This window comes from Lysobacter sp. M2-1 (assembly GCF_022662495.1).
Classification (GTDB): domain Bacteria; phylum Pseudomonadota; class Gammaproteobacteria; order Xanthomonadales; family Xanthomonadaceae; genus JAKPBU01.
In genome coordinates this window covers 707,540-727,106 of the sequence record NZ_JAKPBU010000001.1, presented here as the reverse complement: position 1 = coordinate 727,106, position 19,567 = coordinate 707,540, and the positions used below count along the sequence as shown (strand labels likewise).

The following is a 19,567-nucleotide window of genomic DNA, read 5'->3' as shown; positions in this document are numbered from 1 at the left end:
TCCGTTTGTCCTGAGCGTAGTGGGCGGAGCCCGCGGAGTCGAAGGACGCACCGGAGGATCTGGCCGATGAGTGATCCCGTCCGGGCCGCACGCGAACAACGCGAAGATGCGCGCCGGATCCATGCGTCGCCAATGGGCGCCTGGCTCGACCATCACGCCTTCAGTTTCCTCGCCAGCCTCGGCCGGATCGCGCGCAAACCGCTGGCCGCGCTCTTGACGATCTCGGTGATGGCGCTGGCGCTGGCGCTGCCGGTGGGGCTTTGGCAGGTGCTCGGCAACATCGAACGGTTTTCCGGAAGCGTGCAGGCTTCGCGCGAGATCAGCGTGTTCCTGAAGCCGGAGATCGGGCTGGCTCAGGCCCGCGCACTCGCGCAACGCCTGCGCGCGCGCGGCGACATCGCCCAGGTCACGCTGAAGACCCCGCAGGAAGGCCTGCAGGAACTGCGCGAGCGCAGCGGCCTGGCCGAGGCGATCGATGCCGCCGGCGACAATCCGCTGCCCAGCGTGCTGGTGGTAGTGCCGAAAGGCGACGAAACCTTGCTCGCCGACTCATTGCGTACCCTGCCCGAAGCCGATCTGGTGCAGCACGACGCCCAGTGGCGGCAGCGGCTGGATGGCTGGCTCCGGTTCGGCAATCGCGTGGCCTGGGTGCTGGCGGCGCTGCTGGGGCTCGGAGCGCTGCTGGTGGTCGGCAACACAGTGCGCCTGGACATCCAGTCGCGACGCGAGGAAATCGGCGTGCTGCAGCTGCTCGGTGCCAGCGACGGCTTCATCCGCCGACCCTTCCTGTACCTGGGCGCCTGGTATGGGCTGGCGGCCGGGGCCCTCGCCGTGGGTCTGCTCACGCTGGCGGCGCTGGCGCTGCAGCCGCCAATCGTCGAACTGGCCGCCGCCTACGGCAGCCGGTTCAGCCTGCAGGGCTTCACGCCGGCACACGCGGCAGGCGTGGTCATCGGCGCAGCGCTGCTGGGCTGGTTCGGCGCGGGCCTGGTGACCGGTCATTTCCTGCGGCAGACGCGACCGACGGAAACCTGATCCGCCGCAGACCACGAACTGGACTGGCTGGGTCATGTACGTGGCGCATGCAACGGGTAGACGGATCCGCACGGCGTGCGCTCATGGAAAGCGCGTTGTGCATCACCCGCCGTTAAACTGCCCGCATGGCCGCGCCCCACGACATCAACCATCTCGTCAGCGGCAATCCGCGGGTCATGGTGGTTGACGGTTCGAAGCTGGTCCGCAAGCTGATCGGTGATGTCCTGCGCAAGGAACTGCCGGAAGCCGAAATCATTGCCTGCGCAGGCCTGACCGAGGCGCAGGCCGCGCTGGCCGCGGCGCCGGTGGACCTCGTGACGACCGCCCTGTCGCTGCCCGACGGCGATGGCGAGGCCGTCGCGCGCGCCGTCCGGACCGCTTCCGGCCAGGCCTATGTGCCGGTGATCGTGGTCTCGGGCGAGGCCCAGTCGCGGTTGGAAGCCCGCAGCCTGGGCGAAGACGTGACCGACTATTTCGACAAGGCGCTCGGGCACCAGGCGCTGGCCGCGTTCGTGCGCGGTTATGTCCGTCCGCAGCCGATTGCCGGAGCGCGCGTCCTGTATGTGGAGGACAGTCGCACGGTGGCGGCAGCGACAAAGCGGATCCTGGCCGCGCAGGGCCTGGAAGTGGTGCACGTGCTCAGCGCCGAAGATGCGCTCGAATACCTGCACGAGCACCGCCCCAAGCGCGATCGCGAAACCGGCGCCGAGCTCGGGAGCGACGTCGGCGTCGACATCGTGCTCAGCGACGTATACCTGAAAGGCGTGCTCAGCGGGCGCGAACTGCTCTCGCAGATCCGCAGCGCTTTCGGCTACGGCAAGCGCCGGTTGCCGGTCCTGGTCATGACCGGCGACGACAACCGCGAGAAACAGGGTGCGTTGCTGCGCGAGGGCGCCAACGACCTGGTGCTCAAGCCGATCGAGGAGCGCCTGCTGGTGACCAAGCTCCTGTTCCAGCTGCGCGTGGCGGCGATGCCGGAACAGAAGGAAATGGGCGCATGACCCGCGAGGCCGGCCGCGGTGCGCAGCCGCGGGCGGATAGCCGCTTCGCCGCCCCATGACCGGCGCGGACCGGATCAAACTCGAACCTTCGTGGAAGGCGCGCCTCGGCGACTACCTGCTGCGTGAGGACATGCAGACGCTGTCCGCCTTCCTGCGCGAGCGCAAGGCGGCGGGCGCACGCATCTTCCCGCCCGGCCCGCAGATCTTCGCCGCGCTCGACGCAACGCCCTTCGACCGGGTCAAGGTAGTGATCCTCGGCCAGGACCCGTATCACGGCTTCGGCCAGGCGCACGGGCTGTGCTTCTCGGTGCAGCCGGGCACGGCGGTGCCGCCGTCCCTGGAGAACGTCTACAAGGAGCTGCAGCGCGACCTCGGGATCCGGCCGCCGGGCCATGGCTGCCTGACCCATTGGGCCGAACAGGGGGTGCTGCTGCTCAACGCGGTGCTGACGGTCGAGGAAGGGCGCGCCGGCGCCCACCAGGGCAAGGGCTGGGAGGGTTTCACCGATGCGATCGTCGAGGCCCTCAACCGCGAGCGGGAGCATCTGGTGTTCATGCTCTGGGGCAGCTACGCACAGAAAAAGGGGGCGGTGATCGACACCAGCCGGCATCGGGTGCTGCGGGCGCCGCACCCGTCTCCGCTCTCGGCCCACCGGGGTTTCATCGGCTGCGGCCATTTCTCGGCCGCGAACGAATACCTGGTCCGCAACGGCCAGACCCCGATCGACTGGGCTCTGCCCCCGGCCGCGGCCTTGACCGCGCCATCCTCCGGCCCCACCTGAGGTTCAAGGCCACGACACAGGCCGGGGAAAGGAACGCCCAGCGTTCCATGAACAGAACGCAGGGGAACTTTTGGCAGGGCCCGTAGTCACAGATGGCCTGCTAAAATCACCTTCATGAGCAAAACCACCATGCCCGAAAGCCACGCCCTGGTTGCCAACAACCTGCCCATTCCCAGTGCCCTGGGTTCGCTCGAGGCCTATATCGGCGCCGTGCACCAGATCCCGGTGCTGTCGGTCGAGGACGAGCAGGCGCTGGCCCGCCGTTACCGCGACGGGGAAGACCTCGATGCAGCGCGCGAACTGGTCCTGTCGCATCTGCGCTTCGTGGTGCATGTGGCGCGCGGCTACAGCGGCTACGGATTGCAGCTGGGCGATCTGATCCAGGAGGGCAACATTGGCCTGATGAAGGCGGTCAAGCGCTTCGACCCGTCGGTCGGCGTACGCCTGGTCAGCTTCGCGGTGCACTGGATCCGTGCCGAGATGCACGAGTTCATCCTCAAGAACTGGCGCATCGTCAAGGTCGCCACCACCAAGGCGCAGCGCAAGCTGTTCTTCAACCTGCGCAAGAGCAAGACCCGGCTGGGCTGGCTGAACGCCGAGGAAGTGCGCGCGGTCGCCGCGGACCTCAACGTGTCCGAACGCGAAGTGCTGGAAATGGAATCGCGCCTGTCCGGTCGTGACATCGGCTTCGATGCGCCCGCCGACGAGGACGACGATCATGCCCCGCCGTCGCCGGCCGCGTACCTGGTCGCGCCCGCGGAAGATCCGTCGCAGGCCTACGAGCGTACCGACAGCGAAGATCATCAGCTCGAACTGCTGCGCGAAGGCCTGTCGCAGCTCGATGCCCGCTCGCGCGACATCATCAAGCGCCGCTGGCTGGACGCCGACAGCAAGATCACGCTGCAGGAACTGGCCGACGAATACGGCGTGTCGGCCGAGCGCATCCGCCAGGTCGAGGCCAATGCGCTAAAGAAGATGAAGGCGCTGTTCGCGGCCTGATCGCGCGCAACGCAGAAGACGAAACGGCCCGGGCAACCGGGCCGTTTTCTTTGCGCCGCTGTTCCCTGCGCGACAGCGCAGGAATCGGATATCGCCACCCGGTGGGCCTGGCTAACTTGCGGGCATTCCCATTCGGAGCACCCACATGGACTACCGCATCAAGGGCCTGCCGCTGGCGCCCTTCCAGCCGCTGTTCGGCCTGGACGAAACCGAACTCGCCGCACGAGGGATCGTGCGCATGGTCGCCGACAGCAAACCCGGCTATCCATGCCGCATCACGCTGGAAGACGCGGAGCCGGGAGAATCGCTGTTGCTGCTCAACTGGCGGCACCAGGACGCCGACACGCCGTATCGTGCCGACGGACCGATCTTCGTGCGCGAAGCGGCCATGGAAACACGCGAACTGCGCAACGCTGTGCCGCAACAGCAGCTCGAACGCCTGCTGTCGGTGCGCGCGTACGACGCGCAGGGCTGGATGCATGACGCCGACGTTCTGCAGGGCACCGAACTGGAAGCGGCCATCGGGCGCTTCTTCGCCGACGCGCGCATCGACTATCTGCACGTCCACAACGCGCGGCGTGGCTGCTACGCGTGCCGGGTCGAACGCGTCTGAGCGCGCGGCGGCCACGGCGGCGCATTGACACCCAGGTCGTTATGCTGGCTTGAACCCAGCTGCCGGGCGTGGAGCGCCATGCTGCGAACGCTGAAATGGCTGGCATCGTTGACGCTCGTGGCGATCGCGCTGGTGCTCGCCGCGGTGGTGTTCGGTGGCCGCGATCCGGACTGGAACGGCACGGTGCTGCTGCGCTGGGATCCGGAGCGACGCGCGCTGGAGTGGATGCAGCGGCCGCGCATGGCGCAGGATGGGCCGTACGTGTTCCGCGACGCGCACGGCTATGCCGTGGTCGAAACCGTCCCATCCGGCACCGGCTGGCGTCTGCAGACGCGGCGCATGCCCGCGCATCCGCTGCCTGTGATCTCGGTACGTGTGGGCAATGCGGCGGACACCCGCTTCGATGTGCCCTTGCGCCCACCCGCCCGCGCGCAACGCGCCGACGAACCGGGCAATCCGCCCAGGCTGCTGATGCTTTCGGACATGGAAGGCCAGTTCGACCGCTTCGTCGCGCTGCTGCGCGCACAGGGAGCGATCGACGCGGGGCTGCACTGGGCGTACGGACGCAACCACATCGCCCTGGTTGGCGATCTGGTCGACCGCGGCGAACAGGTCGTGCCGCTGCTGTGGCTGGTCTATCGGCTGGAAGGCGAAGCCGAACGCGCCGGCGGCCGCGTGCACTATGTCCTGGGCAACCACGAGCAGATGGGCCTGGCCGGTAATATGGAGTCCTGGCCGGAACGCATGCGCGCCACCGCGCAGGCACTCGATGGCGGCAGCAAGCGGATGTTTTCCGATGCATCCGTGCTCGGCCAATGGCTGCGCAGCAAGCCGGTGATCGCGCGCGTCGGCGATCACCTGCTCGCGCACGGCGGCGTCAGTGCGGATTTCCTGCGCGCCGACCTGTCGGTGGATGCGGCCAACGCGCTCGCGCGTCCGCATCTGGAAAGGCGACGGGTGTTGATGCCGGCGCAGGTCCAGGCGGTACTGGGTCGCGCTGGCGTCACCCGCTACCGCGGCCTCGCCAAGACCGACGCGCAGCTCGAGGACGATCCGGTCGCACATCTGCGCCAGGTCGCGCGCCGCTATGGCGTGCGGCGACTGGCGATCGGCCACACGATTGCCCCGGACATCGTCCTGCAACATCGCGGCCTGCTGCTGCGCCTGGACGTGCACCACAAGACACAGGTGCCGCAGGCCGCGCTATACGAGGACGGGCGGCTCTGGCGCGTCCACGCCGACGGCAGGCCACCGGTGCGGTTGCATTGATCGACGCGTCCCGACTGGACGATCCGGCACGGGCGTGCGAGCGTGTAGCGGGTCGGATCGCAGCAGGAACAGGCCATGGCTGAACTCGAACACAGCATCGCGCTGCTGATCGACGCGGACAACGCACCGGCGGACAAGATCGAGGTGATCCTGGCCGAGGTGGCGCGCCACGGCACCGCGCACGTGCGGCGCGCCTACGGCAACTGGACTAAGCCCAACCTGAAGAAATGGGAGGCGATGCTGCATCCCTATGCGATCCAGCCGATCCAGCTTTACGACTACAGCAAGGGCAAGAACGCCTCGGACATCGCGATGGTGATCGACGCGATGGACCTGCTCGCCTCCGAGCGCATGCAGGCCTTCGCCATCGTGTCCAGCGATGCCGACTTCACGCCCCTGGTGATGCGGCTGCGCAGCGCCGGGCGCAAGGTTTACGGCTTCGGCGAATCCAAGACGCCCGAACCGTTCGTCAACGCCTGCTCGCAGTTCACCTACGTCGAGGCGCTGGGCGTACCCCCGGCCGCCGAGAATGCGCAGGCGACCGAGGTCGCGCCGGTGGATGTGAAGAAGTTGCGCAGCGACACCCGGCTGGTGAACATGCTGCGCAGCGCGATCGAATCCGAATCCGACGACGACGGCTGGGCCAACCTCGGTGCGGTCGGCAAGCAGGTGCGCAACCAGGCGTCGTTCGACTCGCGCAACTACGGTTACGCCAAACTGGTGCAACTGGTCGAGGCGATCGGACTGTTCGAGACCCGGCGCGAAGGCCAGGTGGTCAAGGTCCGCGACAAGCGCAAGACCTAGCGCGGTGGGTTAGCGCCCGACGATGATTCGCGCGTTGCGCTGATAGGTCCAGTACGCCACCGCCCAGTCCAGCAGCACTACCGCGCGATTGCGGAATCCGATCAGGAAGAAGATGTGCGCCGCCAGCCAGAAGGCCCAGGCGGGAAAACCGGAGAAGCGCAGGCCGTGCAGATCCACGATCGCCGCGCGGCGGCCGATGGTGGCCAGGTTGCCGAAGTCGCGGTAGCGGAACGGCGTTGCGGCTCGGTCGGACAGGCGCGCACGGATGGCGCGCGCGACATGCTTGCCCATCTGCTTGGCCGCTGGCGCGACGCCGGGCACCGGTTTGCCGTCGCTGTGCACGCTGGCCAGATCGCCGGCGACGAAGATGCGCGGGTGCCCGGGCACGCTCAGATCGGGATCCACCGCGACCCGCCCTGCACGATCCAGCGGCACCCCCAGCGATTGCGCCAGGGGCGAGGCTGCCACGCCCGCCGCCCACAGCACGGTGCGCGCGGCGATGCTCGTTTCGCCGACGGTCACGCCTTCGGCATCGATCGCGGTGACCGGCTGGCCGGTATGCACGCTCACGCCCAGCCGTTCGAGCTGGCGCTGCGCGCGCTGCGAAAGCGATTCGGGGAATGTCGACAGGATCCGTGGCCCGGCTTCGATCAACAGCACGCGCGCCCGCCGCGGATCGATGTTGCGGAACTCGCGGCGCAGGGTATGGCGCGCGATCTCGGCGAGCGTGCCGGCCAGCTCCACGCCGGTTGGGCCGCCGCCGACGATGGCGAAACTGAGCAGCGCGCGTTGCGCCGCGGTATCGGTTTCGGCTTCGGCACGTTCGAAGGCGGACAGCAGCCGGCGCCGGATCAGCAGCGCGTCGTCGAGCGTTTTCAGCCCCGGCGCGTGCACCGCCCATTCGTCGTGTCCGAAGTAGGCATGGTTGGCGCCGGTGGCGAGCAGCAGGTAGTCGTAGCCGATCGACGCGCCGTTCGCGAGCCGGACGCATTGGCCGGCGGTGTCCACCCGCTCGGCTTCACCCATCAGCACGGTGACGTTCTGCTGCCCGCGCAGGATGTGACGCAGGGGTGCGGCGATGTCCGGCGCCGACAGTCCGGCCGTGGCGACCTGGTACAGCAGTGGCTGGAACAGATGGTGGTTGCCGCGATCGAGCAGGGTGACGCGCACAGGCGCGTCGGCCAGGGCGCGCGCCGCCCACAAGCCGCCGAATCCGCCGCCGACGATCAGCAGGTGCTGGCGCTTGCCGCGGATCGCCGCTGCCGGCATCAGCCGATCCGTTCGCGCAGCAGTTCTTCCAGCTTGACCTGGTCAGCGGCGAACTTGCGGATGCCATCGGCGAGCTTGTCGGTGGCCATGGCGTCCTCGTTGTGCTGCCAGCGGAAGCTGGCTTCCGCGAGCGCGGCGGGAGGCGTGGCGCGCGCGCCTGCATCCACCAGGGCGCGCGTCACCTGGCCTTCGGCCTGCGCCAGTTCGCCGAGCAGGTCGGGCGAAATGGTCAACCGGTCGCAGCCGGCCAGCGCCAGGATCTGGCCGGTGTTGCGGAAGCTGGCGCCCATGACCACCGTGTCGTAGCCGTGCTGCTTGTAGTAGCGCCAGATGCGCAGCACCGACTGCACGCCCGGATCGTCCTGGGGCGTGGCCGGCCTGGCCATGCCGTTGGCCAGGTGCCAGTCGAGGATCCGGCCGACGAAGGGCGAGATCAGGAACACGCCGGCCTCGGCGCAGGCCACGGCCTGCGCGAACGAGAACAGCAGGGTCAGGTTGCAGTGGATACCGTCGCGCTCGAGCCGCTCCGCGGCGCGAATCCCTTCCCAGGTCGCGGCCACCTTGATCAGCAGGCGCTCGGTGCCGATCCCCGCCTCCTGGTACAGCTCGACCAGCCGCTGCGCCTTGGCGATGGTGGCTTGGGTATCGAAGCTCAGGCGCGCATCGACTTCGGTGGAGACGCGGCCAGGGATCAGCTTGAGGATCTCGCCGCCGACGGCGACCGCCAGCCGGTCCGACGCATCGGCCAGTCGCGCGTCGCCCGTGCCTTGCGCCTGCGCGGTGGCCGCGTCGACCAGCGACGCGTAGGCCGGCAGCGCCGCCGCCTTGAGCAGCAGCGACGGATTGGTGGTGGCATCGAGCGGCTGGAAACGGGCAATGGCTTCGATATCGCCGGTATCGGCGACGACCGAAGACAGGCGCCGCAGTTGTTCGAGCTGGTTGGGCATGGCGTGCGGATGTGGGAGGCGGGAACGCGATTGTCGCGCAAGTCGCCGCCACGCTGGAGCATCGCGTGTGTCGTGTCGCGCTCCGGGACCGGACAGCTCATGCCGGCCGTTCCTGCAAGGCGGCGCGTGGCAGGCCGTTTGCGCAACGGTCACATCCCGGCGACTAGGCTCGCCGGCATGCGAGGCGCGGGCATCGTGCGGAGTGTGTTGGCGGCGTGGGGCTGCGTCGCTGCGTTGGCGCTGGTGGCGCCAGCGCGGGCGCAGAGCGCACCCGATCACTACGCCGCCGCGCGACGCGCGCTGGTGGCGGAATTGCGTGCGGAGCACGATCCGCGGCTGGATCCGGCTGCGCTGGATCTGCTGGCGAAGGTGCCACGGCACGTGTTCGTTCCCGCCGCGCAGCGCGCGGCCGCGTACGAAAACCGGCCGCTGGCGATCGGTTACGGCCAGACCATTTCGCAGCCCTATATCGTCGCGTTGATGACGTCGCTGGCGAAACCGCAACCTGATCAGAAGATCCTCGAGATCGGGACCGGCTCGGGCTACCAGGCGGCGGTGCTGGCCGAAGCCGGCGCGCAGGTGTATTCGGTCGAGATCATCGAGCCGTTGGGACGCGCCGCGGCACGCCGCCTGCAGGCGCAGGGCTACCGCAACGTGCACACGCGAATCGGCGACGGCTATTACGGATGGCAGGAACACGCGCCGTTCGATGCGATCGTGGTCACCGCAGCGGCCTCGTCGGTGCCGCCGCCGCTCATCGCCCAGTTGCGCCCGGGTGGGCGCATGGTGATCCCGGTGGGCGGCAGTTTCTTCACCCAGACGCTGATGCTGATCGAGAAACAGGCCGATGGCCGCGTGCGTTCGCGGCAGCTGATGCCGGTGCGGTTCGTGCCGCTGACGCGGGCGACGGACTAGTCTCCGGCGGTCGCGGTAGCGCGCGCATGCCCGGCAATATCGCCAGCGTCGCGCATCGGGCCACGTGGCGGCTCGCATTCGCGATCGCGCTGGTCTCCGCCGCGGCCCTGGCTTACCAGCTGCTGCTGATGCGTTGGCTGGCGGTGGCGCACTGGTCGCCGTTCGCGGCCATGATCATTTCGCTCGCGCTGCTCGGCCACGGCGCCAGCGGCACCTGGCTGAGCCTGTGGCCGGCCGCGCGCGAACGCTTCGACTGGCTGTTTCCGGTTTGCGCGCTGCTGTTTGCACTGACGTCCATGGCTGCGCTGGCAGTGGCGCGCGCGATTCCGTTCAATGGCCTGGAACTGGTCTGGAATCCGCAGCAGCTCGGCTGGCTGGCGGCGCTGTATCTGGTGCTGGCGCTGCCGTTCGGGTTCGCGGCCAGCTGCTTCGGCCTGGCATTCGCGCGTCACGGCTCGCGGATTCCCGCGCTGTACGGCGCAGACCTGATCGGTGCCGGGATGGGCGCGCTAGCGGCGGCCGGGCTGGCATGGTGGCCAGTGGAGCGCGGCCTGGTGCTGGCAGCGCTGGGCGGCGCGCTCGCCGCGGTGGTGTCCGCTCCGCGGGTCCGGACCGCGATGACAGCGGCGGCCATCGCGGTCCTGGGACTGCTGCTGGTACTGCCGACGCGCACCGTCGCTCCGCCGGTCAACGAGTTCAAAGGCCTGGCGAAGGCGCTGCTGCTGCCGGGTGCACACGTGATCGCGCAGCGGCATGGGCCGTACGGCTGGCTTGCCGTGGTGGCGAGCCCACAGGTGTCGCTGCGGCACGCGCCTGGCCTGAGTCTGTCGAATGTGCAGGAGCCACCGCCGCAGCTGGGCGTGTTCACCGACGGCGATGCGCTCAGCCCGATCGTCCGCGTCGGCCGCGATCCGGGTGCGCTCGCCTACCTGGAGCGCATGACCTCGGCCCTGCCGTACCGCATGCGACCGCGGGCTGCCGTCCTGATCCTCGGCGCGGGCGGCGGCCAGGACCTGCTGCAAGCGCTGTCGCTCGGCGCGCACCGGGTCGATGTGGTCGAAGTCGATCCGCAGCGTCTGGCGCTGTTGCGCGACACGTTCGATGCATGGGCCGGACGCCCTTACCACGACTCTCGCGTGCGCACCCACGTGGCCGAACCGCGCGCCTGGGCACGAGCCACGCGCACGCGCCATGACCTGATCGTGCTGGGCAATACGGATTCGCTGACCGGCGGCGGCGCCGGCGCGCAGGCGGCCGCCGAGCAGTACGTGCTGACCGTGCAGGCGTGGGGCGACATGTACGCGCGGCTCGGCCCCGGCGGCCTGCTTGCACTTACGCGCTACGCCAAGCAGCCGCCGCGCGACGAACTCAAGCTGTTCGCCACCGCGGTGGCCGCGTTGCGCGCGCAAGGCGTACGTACACCGGGCGCTCAACTGGCCATGATCCGTGGCTGGGACGCGAGCACGCTGCTGATCAAGCGCGGCGCGTTCGAAGCCGTGGAGCTGCAGGCCTTGCGCAACTTCGCCGATACGCACGGTTTCGACCTCGCGTATCTCCCTGGCATGCGGCCGGACGAAGCCAACCGTTACAACGCGCTCGATCGCGACCACCTGTCCGAGGGTGCACACACCCTGGTATCGCCACGCGCGTCCGCCTACCTGCGCGATTACAAGTTCGCGATCGCACCGGCCACCGATGACCGCCCGTACTTCGGCGACTTCTTCCGCTGGCGCAGCCTGCCGGAGCTGTGGCGGCTGCGCGCGCAGGGCGGTGCAGTGTTGCTGGATACCGGGTATGTGCTGGTCCTGGCGGCGCTGGCGCAGGCCGTGCCGCTGGCGTTGCTGTTGATCGTGTTGCCGTTGTTCGCACTCAGGCGCAGCGCTGTCCGCCCGGCTTCGACGGAGCTGCGCCCATGGCGGCTCGCCGCCTATTTCATCGGCCTGGGGCTGGCGTTCCTGATCGTGGAGATCGCGAGCCTGTCGCGCCTGGTTCTGCTGGTCGGACATCCGCTGGTCGCCGCAACAACCGGCCTGGCTGGATTCCTGTTTTGCGCCGGACTCGGCAGCCTGTATGCGCAGCGTTGGCTATCGCGTCTGGACAGCGACGCCGCCATCGCACGCGCGACCGGCTGGGCGGTCGCCGCGATCGCGCTGGGTCTGGCCTGGCAGCTGCTCGCCTTCGAAGCCAGCTTCGCATTCGGTGCGGGCTGGCCGGTCGCCGTGCGCGCGCTGCTGGGCCTGGCCGGCATCGCGCCGCTGGCGTTCGCGATGGGCCTGCCGTTTCCGCTCGGCCTTTCGCGGGTCGCGCGCGCCGCGCCGGACTGGGTGCCGTGGGCGTGGGCGCTCAATGGCTTCGCCTCGGTGGTGGCTGCGCTCGCGGCAGTGCTGCTGGGCATGGCGATCGGTCTGCGCGCGAGCCTGCTGTGCGCGATCTCGCTCTACGCCTTCGCCGCATGGGTATGGCGTGCACCCGCGGCGGCGACTCGCACGCACCCTGCCTAGTCATCCTGTTCAGTACAGGTCGACCGGATCCACATCCAGCGACCAGCGGGTCCTGCGTGCTTCCGGCAGCGCATGCAGTGCAGGCATGGCCAGGCCCAGTCGCGTCTGCAAAGCCCTGCGCGATGCGGAAGACAGCAGCAGCTGGGCACGATGCAGGCCGGCGCGTCGGGGCATCGGCGCGGGGAAGGGGCCGTCGACCGACACGCTGTCTTCGCCGGCAAGGGCCTGCCGCGCCGCATGCAGAAACGCCATCGGCGCGTCGGCGTGTCTGGCCTCCGCGCGCAGCAAGGCCAAGTGCGCGAACGGCGGCAGGTCCGCCGCGGCGCGTTCGGCCAGCTCGGCATCGGCGAAGGCGTGGTAGCCGCCGGCGATCAGGGTCTGCAGCATCGGGTGTTCGGGGTGGTGGGTCTGCAGCAGGACCTCGCCCGCACGCGCCGCGCGCCCGGCGCGACCGGCCACCTGGATCAGCAGCTGCGCGAGTTTCTCGCGCGCGCGGAAGTCGGCGGAAAACAGGCCCTCGTCCACCCCGACCACGCAGACCAGGGTCAGATTCGCCAGGTCGTGACCCTTGGCCAGCATCTGGGTGCCGACGAGGATCCCCGGCGTATCGCCGAGCTTGGCCAGCGCCTGCTCCAGTGCGTCCTTGCGTCGGGTGCTGGCGCTGTCGATCCGCAGCACGGGGACCTGCGCGAACCGTTCCGCCAACAATTCTTCCAGCCGCTCGGTGCCCACGCCCTGCGGCTGCAACGCCAGGCTGGCGCAGTCGGGGCAGGCATCGGGCCGGATCTGACGCGCGCCGCAGTGATGACACTGCAGCCGGCGGCCGGCCGCATGCACGGTCATCGGCCGGCCGTGCTCGGGCGTGCTGCAGCGCCTGCACTGCGCGCTCCAGCCGCAGTCGTGGCATAGCAGCACCGGCGCGTAGCCGCGGCGGTTCTTGAACACCAGCACTTGGCCGCCGGCGTCGAGCGCGGCGCGCATCGCGTCCAGCGCCTGCGGCGACAGCCCCGCCTGCAGCGGTCGCTTGCGCACGTCGACCACGCGCACCTGCGGCGGTCGGGCCGCGCCCGCGCGGCGGGTGAGACGCAGATGGCGGTACCGGCCCTCATTGGCGTTGTGCAGGGATTCCAGCGACGGCGTGGCGCTGCCCAGCACCACCGCGACGTCCAGCGCCTTGCCGCGCACCAGGGCGAAATCGCGGGCGTGATAACGGATACCGTCCTGCTGCTTGTAGCTGGTGTCGTGCTCCTCGTCGACCACGATCAGGCCCGCCTCGGGCAGCGGCGTGAACACCGCCGAACGCGTGCCCACGACCACGCGCGCCTCGCCACGCCACGCGGCGGTCCAGACGCGTGCGCGTTCGCCATCGCTCAGCCCGGAATGGCTGGCGTGCACCGCCACGCCCAGGCGCGCGCGGAACCGCGCCAGCAGCTGCGGCGTCAGGCCGATCTCGGGCACCAGGACCAATGCCTGCCTTCCGCGCGCCAGGCAAGCGGCGATCGACTGCAGATAGACCTCGGTCTTGCCGCTGCCGGTAACCCCATCGAGCAGGAACGGGGCGAAACCGCTCGCCTTATCGATGCCGTCGACGGCGGCGCGCTGTTCCGCGTTCGGGGCGAAGCCGGACGCGAGCGAGTCGCCCACCCCACGCATCTGGACGACACTAGCCACCCGCTCGACCAGCCCGCGCTTCGCCAATGCACGGGCGCCGATGCGCCAGTCGTCGATGGCCTGGTCCAGTGCGTCCTCGTCGCGATCGCCGGAATGCAGCAGCTCGGCCAGCCGGCGCGGACGCGTGCCCTTGCGCAGCCCGGCAAGCGCGGTGGCACCGGCTTCGGTCAGACGCCACGCCCAGGTGCGGGTATCGGGCAGCGGCTCGCCGCGTCGCAGCGCCGCTGGCAGCGCCGTGGCATACACCTCGCCCGCGGGTGCGTGGGTGTATCGCGCGAGCCACCGTAGCGAAGCCAGCAGCTCACCATCGAGCAAGGGCACATCGTCGCAGAGCGCCTGCGCCTGCCGGAGCTCGGCCGCATGCGGATCCGCCGCGCCGAGGCTGTCGACCACGCCAATCAGTTCGCGCGTCCCCAACGGCACCCGTACGCGCTGTCCGGGCAATACGCGCGCGGCCTCGACGCCGGGCGGCGGCGCGTAGTCGAACAGCCAGGGCAGCGGCAGCGGCAACGCGACCTTGAGCACGAGAGCAGACGCAGACATCGCCGCAGTCTAGCGAGCCGTCACGCCGCCGCCGCCGCACCCGCAGTTGCGCGCGCTTGTTGTGCGCGCGCCGATGAAACGGCCGCAAGTCGTTAGCCGTGAAGGAGTTTTGGCCTTATCCACACCGAATGTGGATAACTCTGTGCATGCAATCCCGGTCGCGATTCGAAAATGCCTAGAAATTGGCTGCGGACGCGAATTGGCGAAAAAACAGCCAAATCCGGATAATCCTTTTCAATCAGTCATTTACCTGTGGAACATCGGCGGGTTCGCGCACCATCTTGACAAGCCGGGCGGCTCCGTGACAGCGGAGTGACGGCTGTGTACAACGGTTTCGCTGGCGCCATTCCCGCTAGCCGGGTCTTGGCGCGATGCACTGGCCGCGCTGGCTATCATGCGGCGGTGAGAATGCCCTGCCGATGACCGATTTCCCCCTGTCCGACGCCGACGCGCCGGCCGCCCTGACTGCTTTCCTGCGCGGCATCGAACGCCGAGGGGCGGTCTTCGCCGAGCTGCTGGTGGGCGATGCGCTGCGCGCCGAACAGGCCTTCGCCGTCGCCCTGCGCCAGTTCCGCGACCACGCCCTCGCGCAGCCATTCGCGCACTGGTCGCGGCTGTTCTGGCGCACCCTGCTCGCCTCGCCGAAACTGCGTGCACCTGCGCCGGCGTCACGCTGGGAGGGGCCGTTCGCTGCGCTGGCGCCCATCGGTGGGGGCCAGCGCGCGGCGCTATTGCTGCGCCTGGTGGCCGGTCTTACCGACGCCGACGCCGCCGCGGCCCTGGGCATCGCGCCACCCACCTACCGGTTGGCCCTGCGGCAGGCCCTGCCGCACCGGGAGGACGGTAGCGCCGATCCGGAAGCCTGGCGGGCGTTGGCCGAGGCGGTACAGCAGGCGATCCGGGCGCTTCCCGCCGAACGCCTCGCGCATCTTGCGCGGCTGCGCCAGGCCGCGGTGCAGGGTCGCCGGCCGGAACTGATCGGCCCGCTGCACGTGCCGGCTCCGGAAGCCGAACCGGAACACGCGCCGCCACGGCACCGGCGCCTGCGCGCACTGCTTTGGGCGGGCGTGGCCGCGTGCGGGGTCGGCCTGACCGTGACCTTCCTGTGGCCGCCCGGCTGGAGCGGTGAAGGCGGCGATCCGGGCATCCGGATACGGCCGCTCGGGCCGGTCCAGTCGCCCGCGGCGCGATTCGACGCGGCGACGGCACTGCTCACCGAGCGAGATTTCGAAGTGCTCGCCGCCGGGCCGCTCGCGCCGCCGTTGGACGATCCCGCCTTCTATGCCTGGTATGCCGCCAGCCAGGGCGGCGAGATCGGCGCGCCGGATCCGGAGGCGGAGATGGGCGAAGCAGAGACAAGCGCGCCATCGACGGCACCACAGCCGCCGGAGAGCATCGATGCGCCGTAGCCGCACTCTGCTCGGCTGGGCCGTCGTTGTGCTCTCGCTCTGCACCGGCGGCGTGATCGCGCAGGCGCTGCCCGGCGCGCTGCAGGAACAGGTGGCGTCGCTGCCGTCCGCGCAGCGCGACCTGCTGTACCGGCGCGCGGCGAGTCTGCAGGCGATGACGGCGCAGCAGCGGCAGCAGTTCGAACGGCGCCTGGCCGAATGGAACACCCTGGGTGAAGCCGAGCGCCGCGAGCGCCGCGAGCGGTGGCAGGCCTGGCAGGCACTCCCGGTCAGCGAACGCGCGCAGCTGCAGGCGGCCGCGAGGGCATTCGCCGCACTACCGGTGCAGGCCCAGCTCGATCTGCGCGCGCGTTACGCGCGGCTGGACGAGAGCCAGCGGCATGGTTGGCTGCTCGGCCCGGGGATCGGAGTGCACTGGCAACGGCTGCAGCCGCTGCTGATGCAGGTGCCGGCCGAGCAGCGCCTGCCGCTGCTGTCCGCACTGCGCGCGATGACGCCCCAGCAACGCGAGGCGCTGGGCGTGCTGGCCCAGCGCACACCGCCGCAGACGCGCAATCGCCTGCGCAGCGAACTGCTGGCGGTACCGGCCGCCAACCGCGGATCCTGGCTGATGGAGCAGCTGGACCGCTGATCATCGGCACCGCACCGCACCGCACCGCTTGCGGTTGCGCGCTATGAGCAAAGAGACATTCGCCCGAATGGAAACATTCCGGTAAGTGGGCGTCCGGAAATCGCCGCCCCCTGAGTCAATTGCTTTCGCGCAGGACCCGACGGCTCGCGCGGAAACGGTCGCCGAAGCGTGCCGCGCCTTCGTTACGCATCCGCGCTGCGTGATCGCGCAGGTAATCCGCGAGCGCCGTGGCATCGCGCAGGCGGTAATGCACGCAGTACGTGACGCGTCCCGCTGCCACCGGCTCGAGCACATCGAACACCTGGGCCGAGAGGAATCCGGGAAGCGCCAGCATCTCCGCGATGTGTTGGCGCAGCCATGCGTGGTATTCATCGGCGATGGCGCTCTCGAGATCCACGCTGACCTCGTAGATGACGCCCTGCGCCGTTGCGCTCACGACGAGATCCCGATCAGGGCGGCGTACAGCGTGGCGAAGCTCACCAGCAACATGTAGACGGTGCCGATCACCACGTAGCGCAACACGGTGGTGAACCAGCCGCCGCGATACACGTGTTTTTGCATGAGCAGCAGGTAGATCGGCATCCAGATCCAGATCGCGGCATAACCCAGGCCTGTGAACCAGGCCGGAGCACCGGCATTGCTGGCAGCCGAGAGCATGAACAGGGCCAGCAGCATCAGCAGCAGGAAGCCGTGGCTGTACAACGCCACCACCAGATGTTCCAGATAGGTGCGGCCGGAGCCCAGATAAAGCAGCTTCAACAGCAGCGCGAACAGCGGCATCAGCAGGAACAGCGCGGTGGGGATGGCGCCCAGGAATTGCTGGAACAGGCGCTCGCCGTTGCGATCGGCGTCCTTGATGTTCTCGCAGCCCCTGCCGATGCGTGCGTTGAGCCAGCGGTTGGCGAAGCCGGGCATCCAGGCCGCTTTCACCGGATTGGTCTTGGCGTCGAACGGCCGCTCATTGAACCGGCATACCCACGATGAATCGTCGTCCTCCTGCGCCAGCGGCGATACGGTCACCTTCGCGGGAGCCACGTTGTCAGCCGGTGTCGTGCCCCGGTCGGTCGCGTCGGCAGGCGCTTGCGCTTTCGCGGCCTGTTCGCGCAGCTCGGCGATGCGGGACGCGGCCTCGCCCTGGATACGCACGCGCGCGGCGATCAGGGCCGGGTTCGCGCCCGGAGTCTTCGCGGCCGCCTGTTCGGCTTTTTCGATCGGGGCTAGCAGACGGTCGCGGATCTGCTCGACTTCGGCGATGGTCTGCGCGCGCCCGATCTCGGCCTCCACGCCCTCCATGCGCACGCCTTCGCCGACGTTCAGGACCAGCTTGCCGATGAAGAAGGTGAGCAGACTGAGGATCACGAACAGGCGCAGCGGCGGGATGTAGCGCACCCGATGTCCGGCCAGATAGTTGATGGCCACGCGCCCGGGTACGAACAGCTGGCGCAGGGTGCGGAAGATGCGGCCGTCCAGGTGCCAGAACGACTCGAACACCTCCTCGATCGCGTGGCCGACGTGTTCGAGCGGATTGTGCGCGGACTGCCCGCACTGGTGGCAGTAATCGCCCTGCAGCACGGTTGCGCAATTCTCGCAGCGCGCGACATGCGCTGCAGGATCGTCGCCAGCTTCGACCGGAAGGGTGGATTCGCTCATCGTGTGGATCGAAAGCTGCGCGAGGCAGCGGGTAAGATACGCGCCTGCCGCGACCCGGCGCCAGCGCGCACGCTCCGATGCGCCGCCGCAGTCGTGATGGCCTTCATTATGTCCTCCGCCTCTCCGCAGCCCCGGCGCTTCCGCGATGAAGTGCGCACCACCGCCGTGCTGGCCGCGCCGCTGGCCGCCGCGCACGTGTCCAGCGGCCTGATCGGCTTCGTCGACAGCGTGATCGCCGGTCGCCACGGCACCGCTACGCTCGCCGGCGTATCGGTCGGCACCGCATTGTTCTGGCTGCCGATGATGATCCCGATGGGCACGTTGATGGCGCTGCCGCCGCTGGTCTCGCGGCTCGACGGTGCCGGCCGCCGTGCCGAAATCGGCCAGCAGTTCCGCCAGGCACTGTGGTTGGCGGCGATGCTGGGCGTGGCCATGTTCGCCTTCCTCAGCGTGGCGCCGTACGGGCTGGCCTGGCTCGGGATCGCGCCGGAGATCCGGCCGGCGGCGACCGAGTTCCTGCGCGGAATCCGCTGGGGCATCCCTGCATTCACCCTGTATCTGTGCATGCGCTATCTCAGCGATGGACTGCACTGGACCCTGCCGAGCATGGTGCTTGGCTTCGGTGGCCTGCTGGTGCTGGCGCCCACCGGATACGTGCTGACCTTCGGCATGTTCGGCCTTCCCGAGCTCGGTGCGCTGGGGCTGGGCGCGGCGTCGGCCATGATGATGTGGGCACAGGCGCTGTGCTTCGCGCTGTACCTGTGGAAGGCCAGGCGCTTCGCCGACCTGCGCCTATTCGCGCATGCCGAAGCCCCGCGCTGGGCGACCATCCGCGAGCTGCTGAAGACCGGCCTGCCGATCGGCGTCACCGTGGCGATGGAAGGCGGGCTGTTCATCGCCACGGCCCTGCTGATCGGGCGCCTGGGTCCGGTGCCTTCGGCTGCGCATCAGATCGCGATCAATGTCGCCAGCCTGAGCTTCATGATTCCGTTCGGGCTGGCCGAAGCCACCACGGTACGCGTCGGCCATGCGCTGGGGCGCGCCGATCGCGACGGCCTGCGGCGCGCCGCGTTCGCCGGTTATGCCCTGCTGCTGGTAACGCAGTCGATCGCGGCCGGGGTGATGCTGCTGGGCAATGACGCCATCGTCGCGCTGTACACACATGACGCGGCAGTGGCGGCGCTGGCGGCGTCGCTGCTGCTGTTCGCCGCTGCGTTCCAGTTTCCCGATGGCGTCCAGGTGATGTCGGCAGGCGCGCTGCGCGGGATCAAGGACACCCGCGTGCCGATGCTGCTCGCGGCGCTGGCCTACTGGGGCATCGGCATGCCGGTGGGCGCGGGCCTGGGGCTGGCCCTGGGCTATGGTCCGCAGGGGATGTGGACCGGCCTGATCGCCGGCCTGCTGGTCGCCGCCGTGCTGATGGCGGGCCGCTTCTTGCGCAGCAGCCGGCGCGTCCCCATGGTGGCGGGAGCGGCGCAGGTCATGGTGACCAACGACGCATGAAACCCTTACGTCCGCCCGGCTAAGCT

At 69.4% G+C, this 19,567-nt stretch carries 16 protein-coding genes and 1 pseudogene; 12 read left to right on the top strand and 5 right to left on the bottom strand.

The genetic code is table 11. The features are described from left to right. Nucleotides 1-132: 132 nt before the first annotated feature. From ftsX to MC375_RS03195, 7 genes are all read left to right on the top strand, one after another. Nucleotides 133-1,035 (top strand): permease-like cell division protein FtsX, encoded by a 903-nt coding sequence (gene ftsX / locus MC375_RS03225; RefSeq protein ID WP_242102940.1) that lies wholly within the window; start codon nucleotides 133-135, stop codon nucleotides 1,033-1,035. Between the two features lie 125 nt (nucleotides 1,036-1,160). Beyond that, entirely contained in the window at nucleotides 1,161-2,036 is an 876-nt protein-coding gene (locus MC375_RS03220; RefSeq protein ID WP_242101837.1) for a response regulator, read from the top strand. A gap of 55 nt (nucleotides 2,037-2,091) precedes the next feature. Then, complete coding sequence (gene ung, locus MC375_RS03215; protein ID WP_242101834.1) at nucleotides 2,092-2,817, top strand: uracil-DNA glycosylase; 726 nt, start codon at nucleotides 2,092-2,094, stop codon at nucleotides 2,815-2,817. Between the two features lie 114 nt (nucleotides 2,818-2,931). Further along, entirely contained in the window at nucleotides 2,932-3,816 is an 885-nt protein-coding gene (rpoH, locus tag MC375_RS03210; RefSeq protein WP_242101833.1) for an RNA polymerase sigma factor RpoH, read from the top strand. Between the two features lie 145 nt (nucleotides 3,817-3,961). Continuing rightward, entirely contained in the window at nucleotides 3,962-4,429 is a 468-nt protein-coding gene (locus tag MC375_RS03205; protein ID WP_242101832.1) for a DUF1203 domain-containing protein, read from the top strand. A gap of 78 nt (nucleotides 4,430-4,507) precedes the next feature. Then, entirely contained in the window at nucleotides 4,508-5,698 is a 1,191-nt protein-coding gene (locus MC375_RS03200; RefSeq protein WP_242101830.1) for a metallophosphoesterase, read from the top strand. Between the two features lie 75 nt (nucleotides 5,699-5,773). Next, nucleotides 5,774-6,502: an NYN domain-containing protein gene (locus MC375_RS03195; protein WP_242101829.1), complete on the top strand. Its 729-nt coding sequence runs from the start codon at nucleotides 5,774-5,776 to the stop codon at nucleotides 6,500-6,502. 9 nt (nucleotides 6,503-6,511) lie between these two features. Here the strand turns inward: MC375_RS03195 and MC375_RS03190 are convergent. Together MC375_RS03190 and tal are read right to left on the bottom strand one after the other, a co-directional pair. Continuing rightward, nucleotides 6,512-7,754 (bottom strand): annotated as a pseudogene (locus MC375_RS03190) (NAD(P)/FAD-dependent oxidoreductase); the annotation flags it as partial. A 16-nt stretch (nucleotides 7,755-7,770) separates the two neighbouring features. Continuing rightward, complete coding sequence (gene tal, locus MC375_RS03185; protein ID WP_242101827.1) at nucleotides 7,771-8,718, bottom strand: transaldolase; 948 nt, start codon at nucleotides 8,716-8,718, stop codon at nucleotides 7,771-7,773. A 177-nt stretch (nucleotides 8,719-8,895) separates the two neighbouring features. On the opposite strand from tal, the gene MC375_RS03180 reads away from it, so the two are divergent. Next, on the top strand, nucleotides 8,896-9,633 hold the full coding sequence (locus MC375_RS03180) for a protein-L-isoaspartate(D-aspartate) O-methyltransferase (protein ID WP_242101826.1): 738 nt from the start codon (nucleotides 8,896-8,898) through the stop codon (nucleotides 9,631-9,633). Between the two features lie 26 nt (nucleotides 9,634-9,659). Further along, a complete protein-coding gene (locus tag MC375_RS03175; RefSeq protein ID WP_242101825.1) occupies nucleotides 9,660-12,134 on the top strand; it encodes a hypothetical protein in 2,475 nt (824 codons plus the stop codon). A 9-nt stretch (nucleotides 12,135-12,143) separates the two neighbouring features. On the opposite strand, the gene MC375_RS03170 is transcribed toward MC375_RS03175, so the two are convergent. Further along, the gene (locus MC375_RS03170; protein ID WP_242101823.1) at nucleotides 12,144-14,348 is read right to left on the bottom strand and encodes a primosomal protein N'; all 2,205 of its coding nucleotides are present in this window, start codon (nucleotides 14,346-14,348) and stop codon (nucleotides 12,144-12,146) included. Nucleotides 14,349-14,767: 419 nt separating this feature from the next. On the opposite strand from MC375_RS03170, the gene MC375_RS03165 reads away from it, so the two are divergent. Both MC375_RS03165 and MC375_RS03160 read left to right on the top strand, forming a co-directional pair. After that, complete coding sequence (locus tag MC375_RS03165) at nucleotides 14,768-15,757, top strand: hypothetical protein (RefSeq protein WP_242101822.1); 990 nt, start codon at nucleotides 14,768-14,770, stop codon at nucleotides 15,755-15,757. Beyond that, a complete protein-coding gene (locus MC375_RS03160; protein WP_242101821.1) occupies nucleotides 15,747-16,388 on the top strand; it encodes a DUF3106 domain-containing protein in 642 nt (213 codons plus the stop codon). Before MC375_RS03165 ends, MC375_RS03160 begins: the two co-directional genes overlap by 11 nt. Before the next feature lie 115 nt (nucleotides 16,389-16,503). Here MC375_RS03160 and MC375_RS03155 read toward each other — a convergent pair whose 3' ends face one another. Then, complete coding sequence (locus tag MC375_RS03155) at nucleotides 16,504-16,824, bottom strand: DUF4286 family protein (RefSeq protein WP_242101820.1); 321 nt, start codon at nucleotides 16,822-16,824, stop codon at nucleotides 16,504-16,506. Next, nucleotides 16,821-18,038 carry a DUF3667 domain-containing protein gene (locus tag MC375_RS03150; RefSeq protein ID WP_242101819.1) on the bottom strand — a complete coding sequence of 406 codons (1,218 nt, stop codon included), beginning with the start codon at nucleotides 18,036-18,038 and terminating at the stop codon, nucleotides 16,821-16,823. Before MC375_RS03150 ends, MC375_RS03155 begins: the two co-directional genes overlap by 4 nt. Nucleotides 18,039-18,134: 96 nt before the next feature. Between MC375_RS03150 and MC375_RS03145 the strand changes: the two genes are divergently transcribed. After that, the gene (locus tag MC375_RS03145) at nucleotides 18,135-19,541 is read left to right on the top strand and encodes an MATE family efflux transporter (RefSeq protein ID WP_242101817.1); all 1,407 of its coding nucleotides are present in this window, start codon (nucleotides 18,135-18,137) and stop codon (nucleotides 19,539-19,541) included. Nucleotides 19,542-19,567 lie beyond the last annotated feature (26 nt).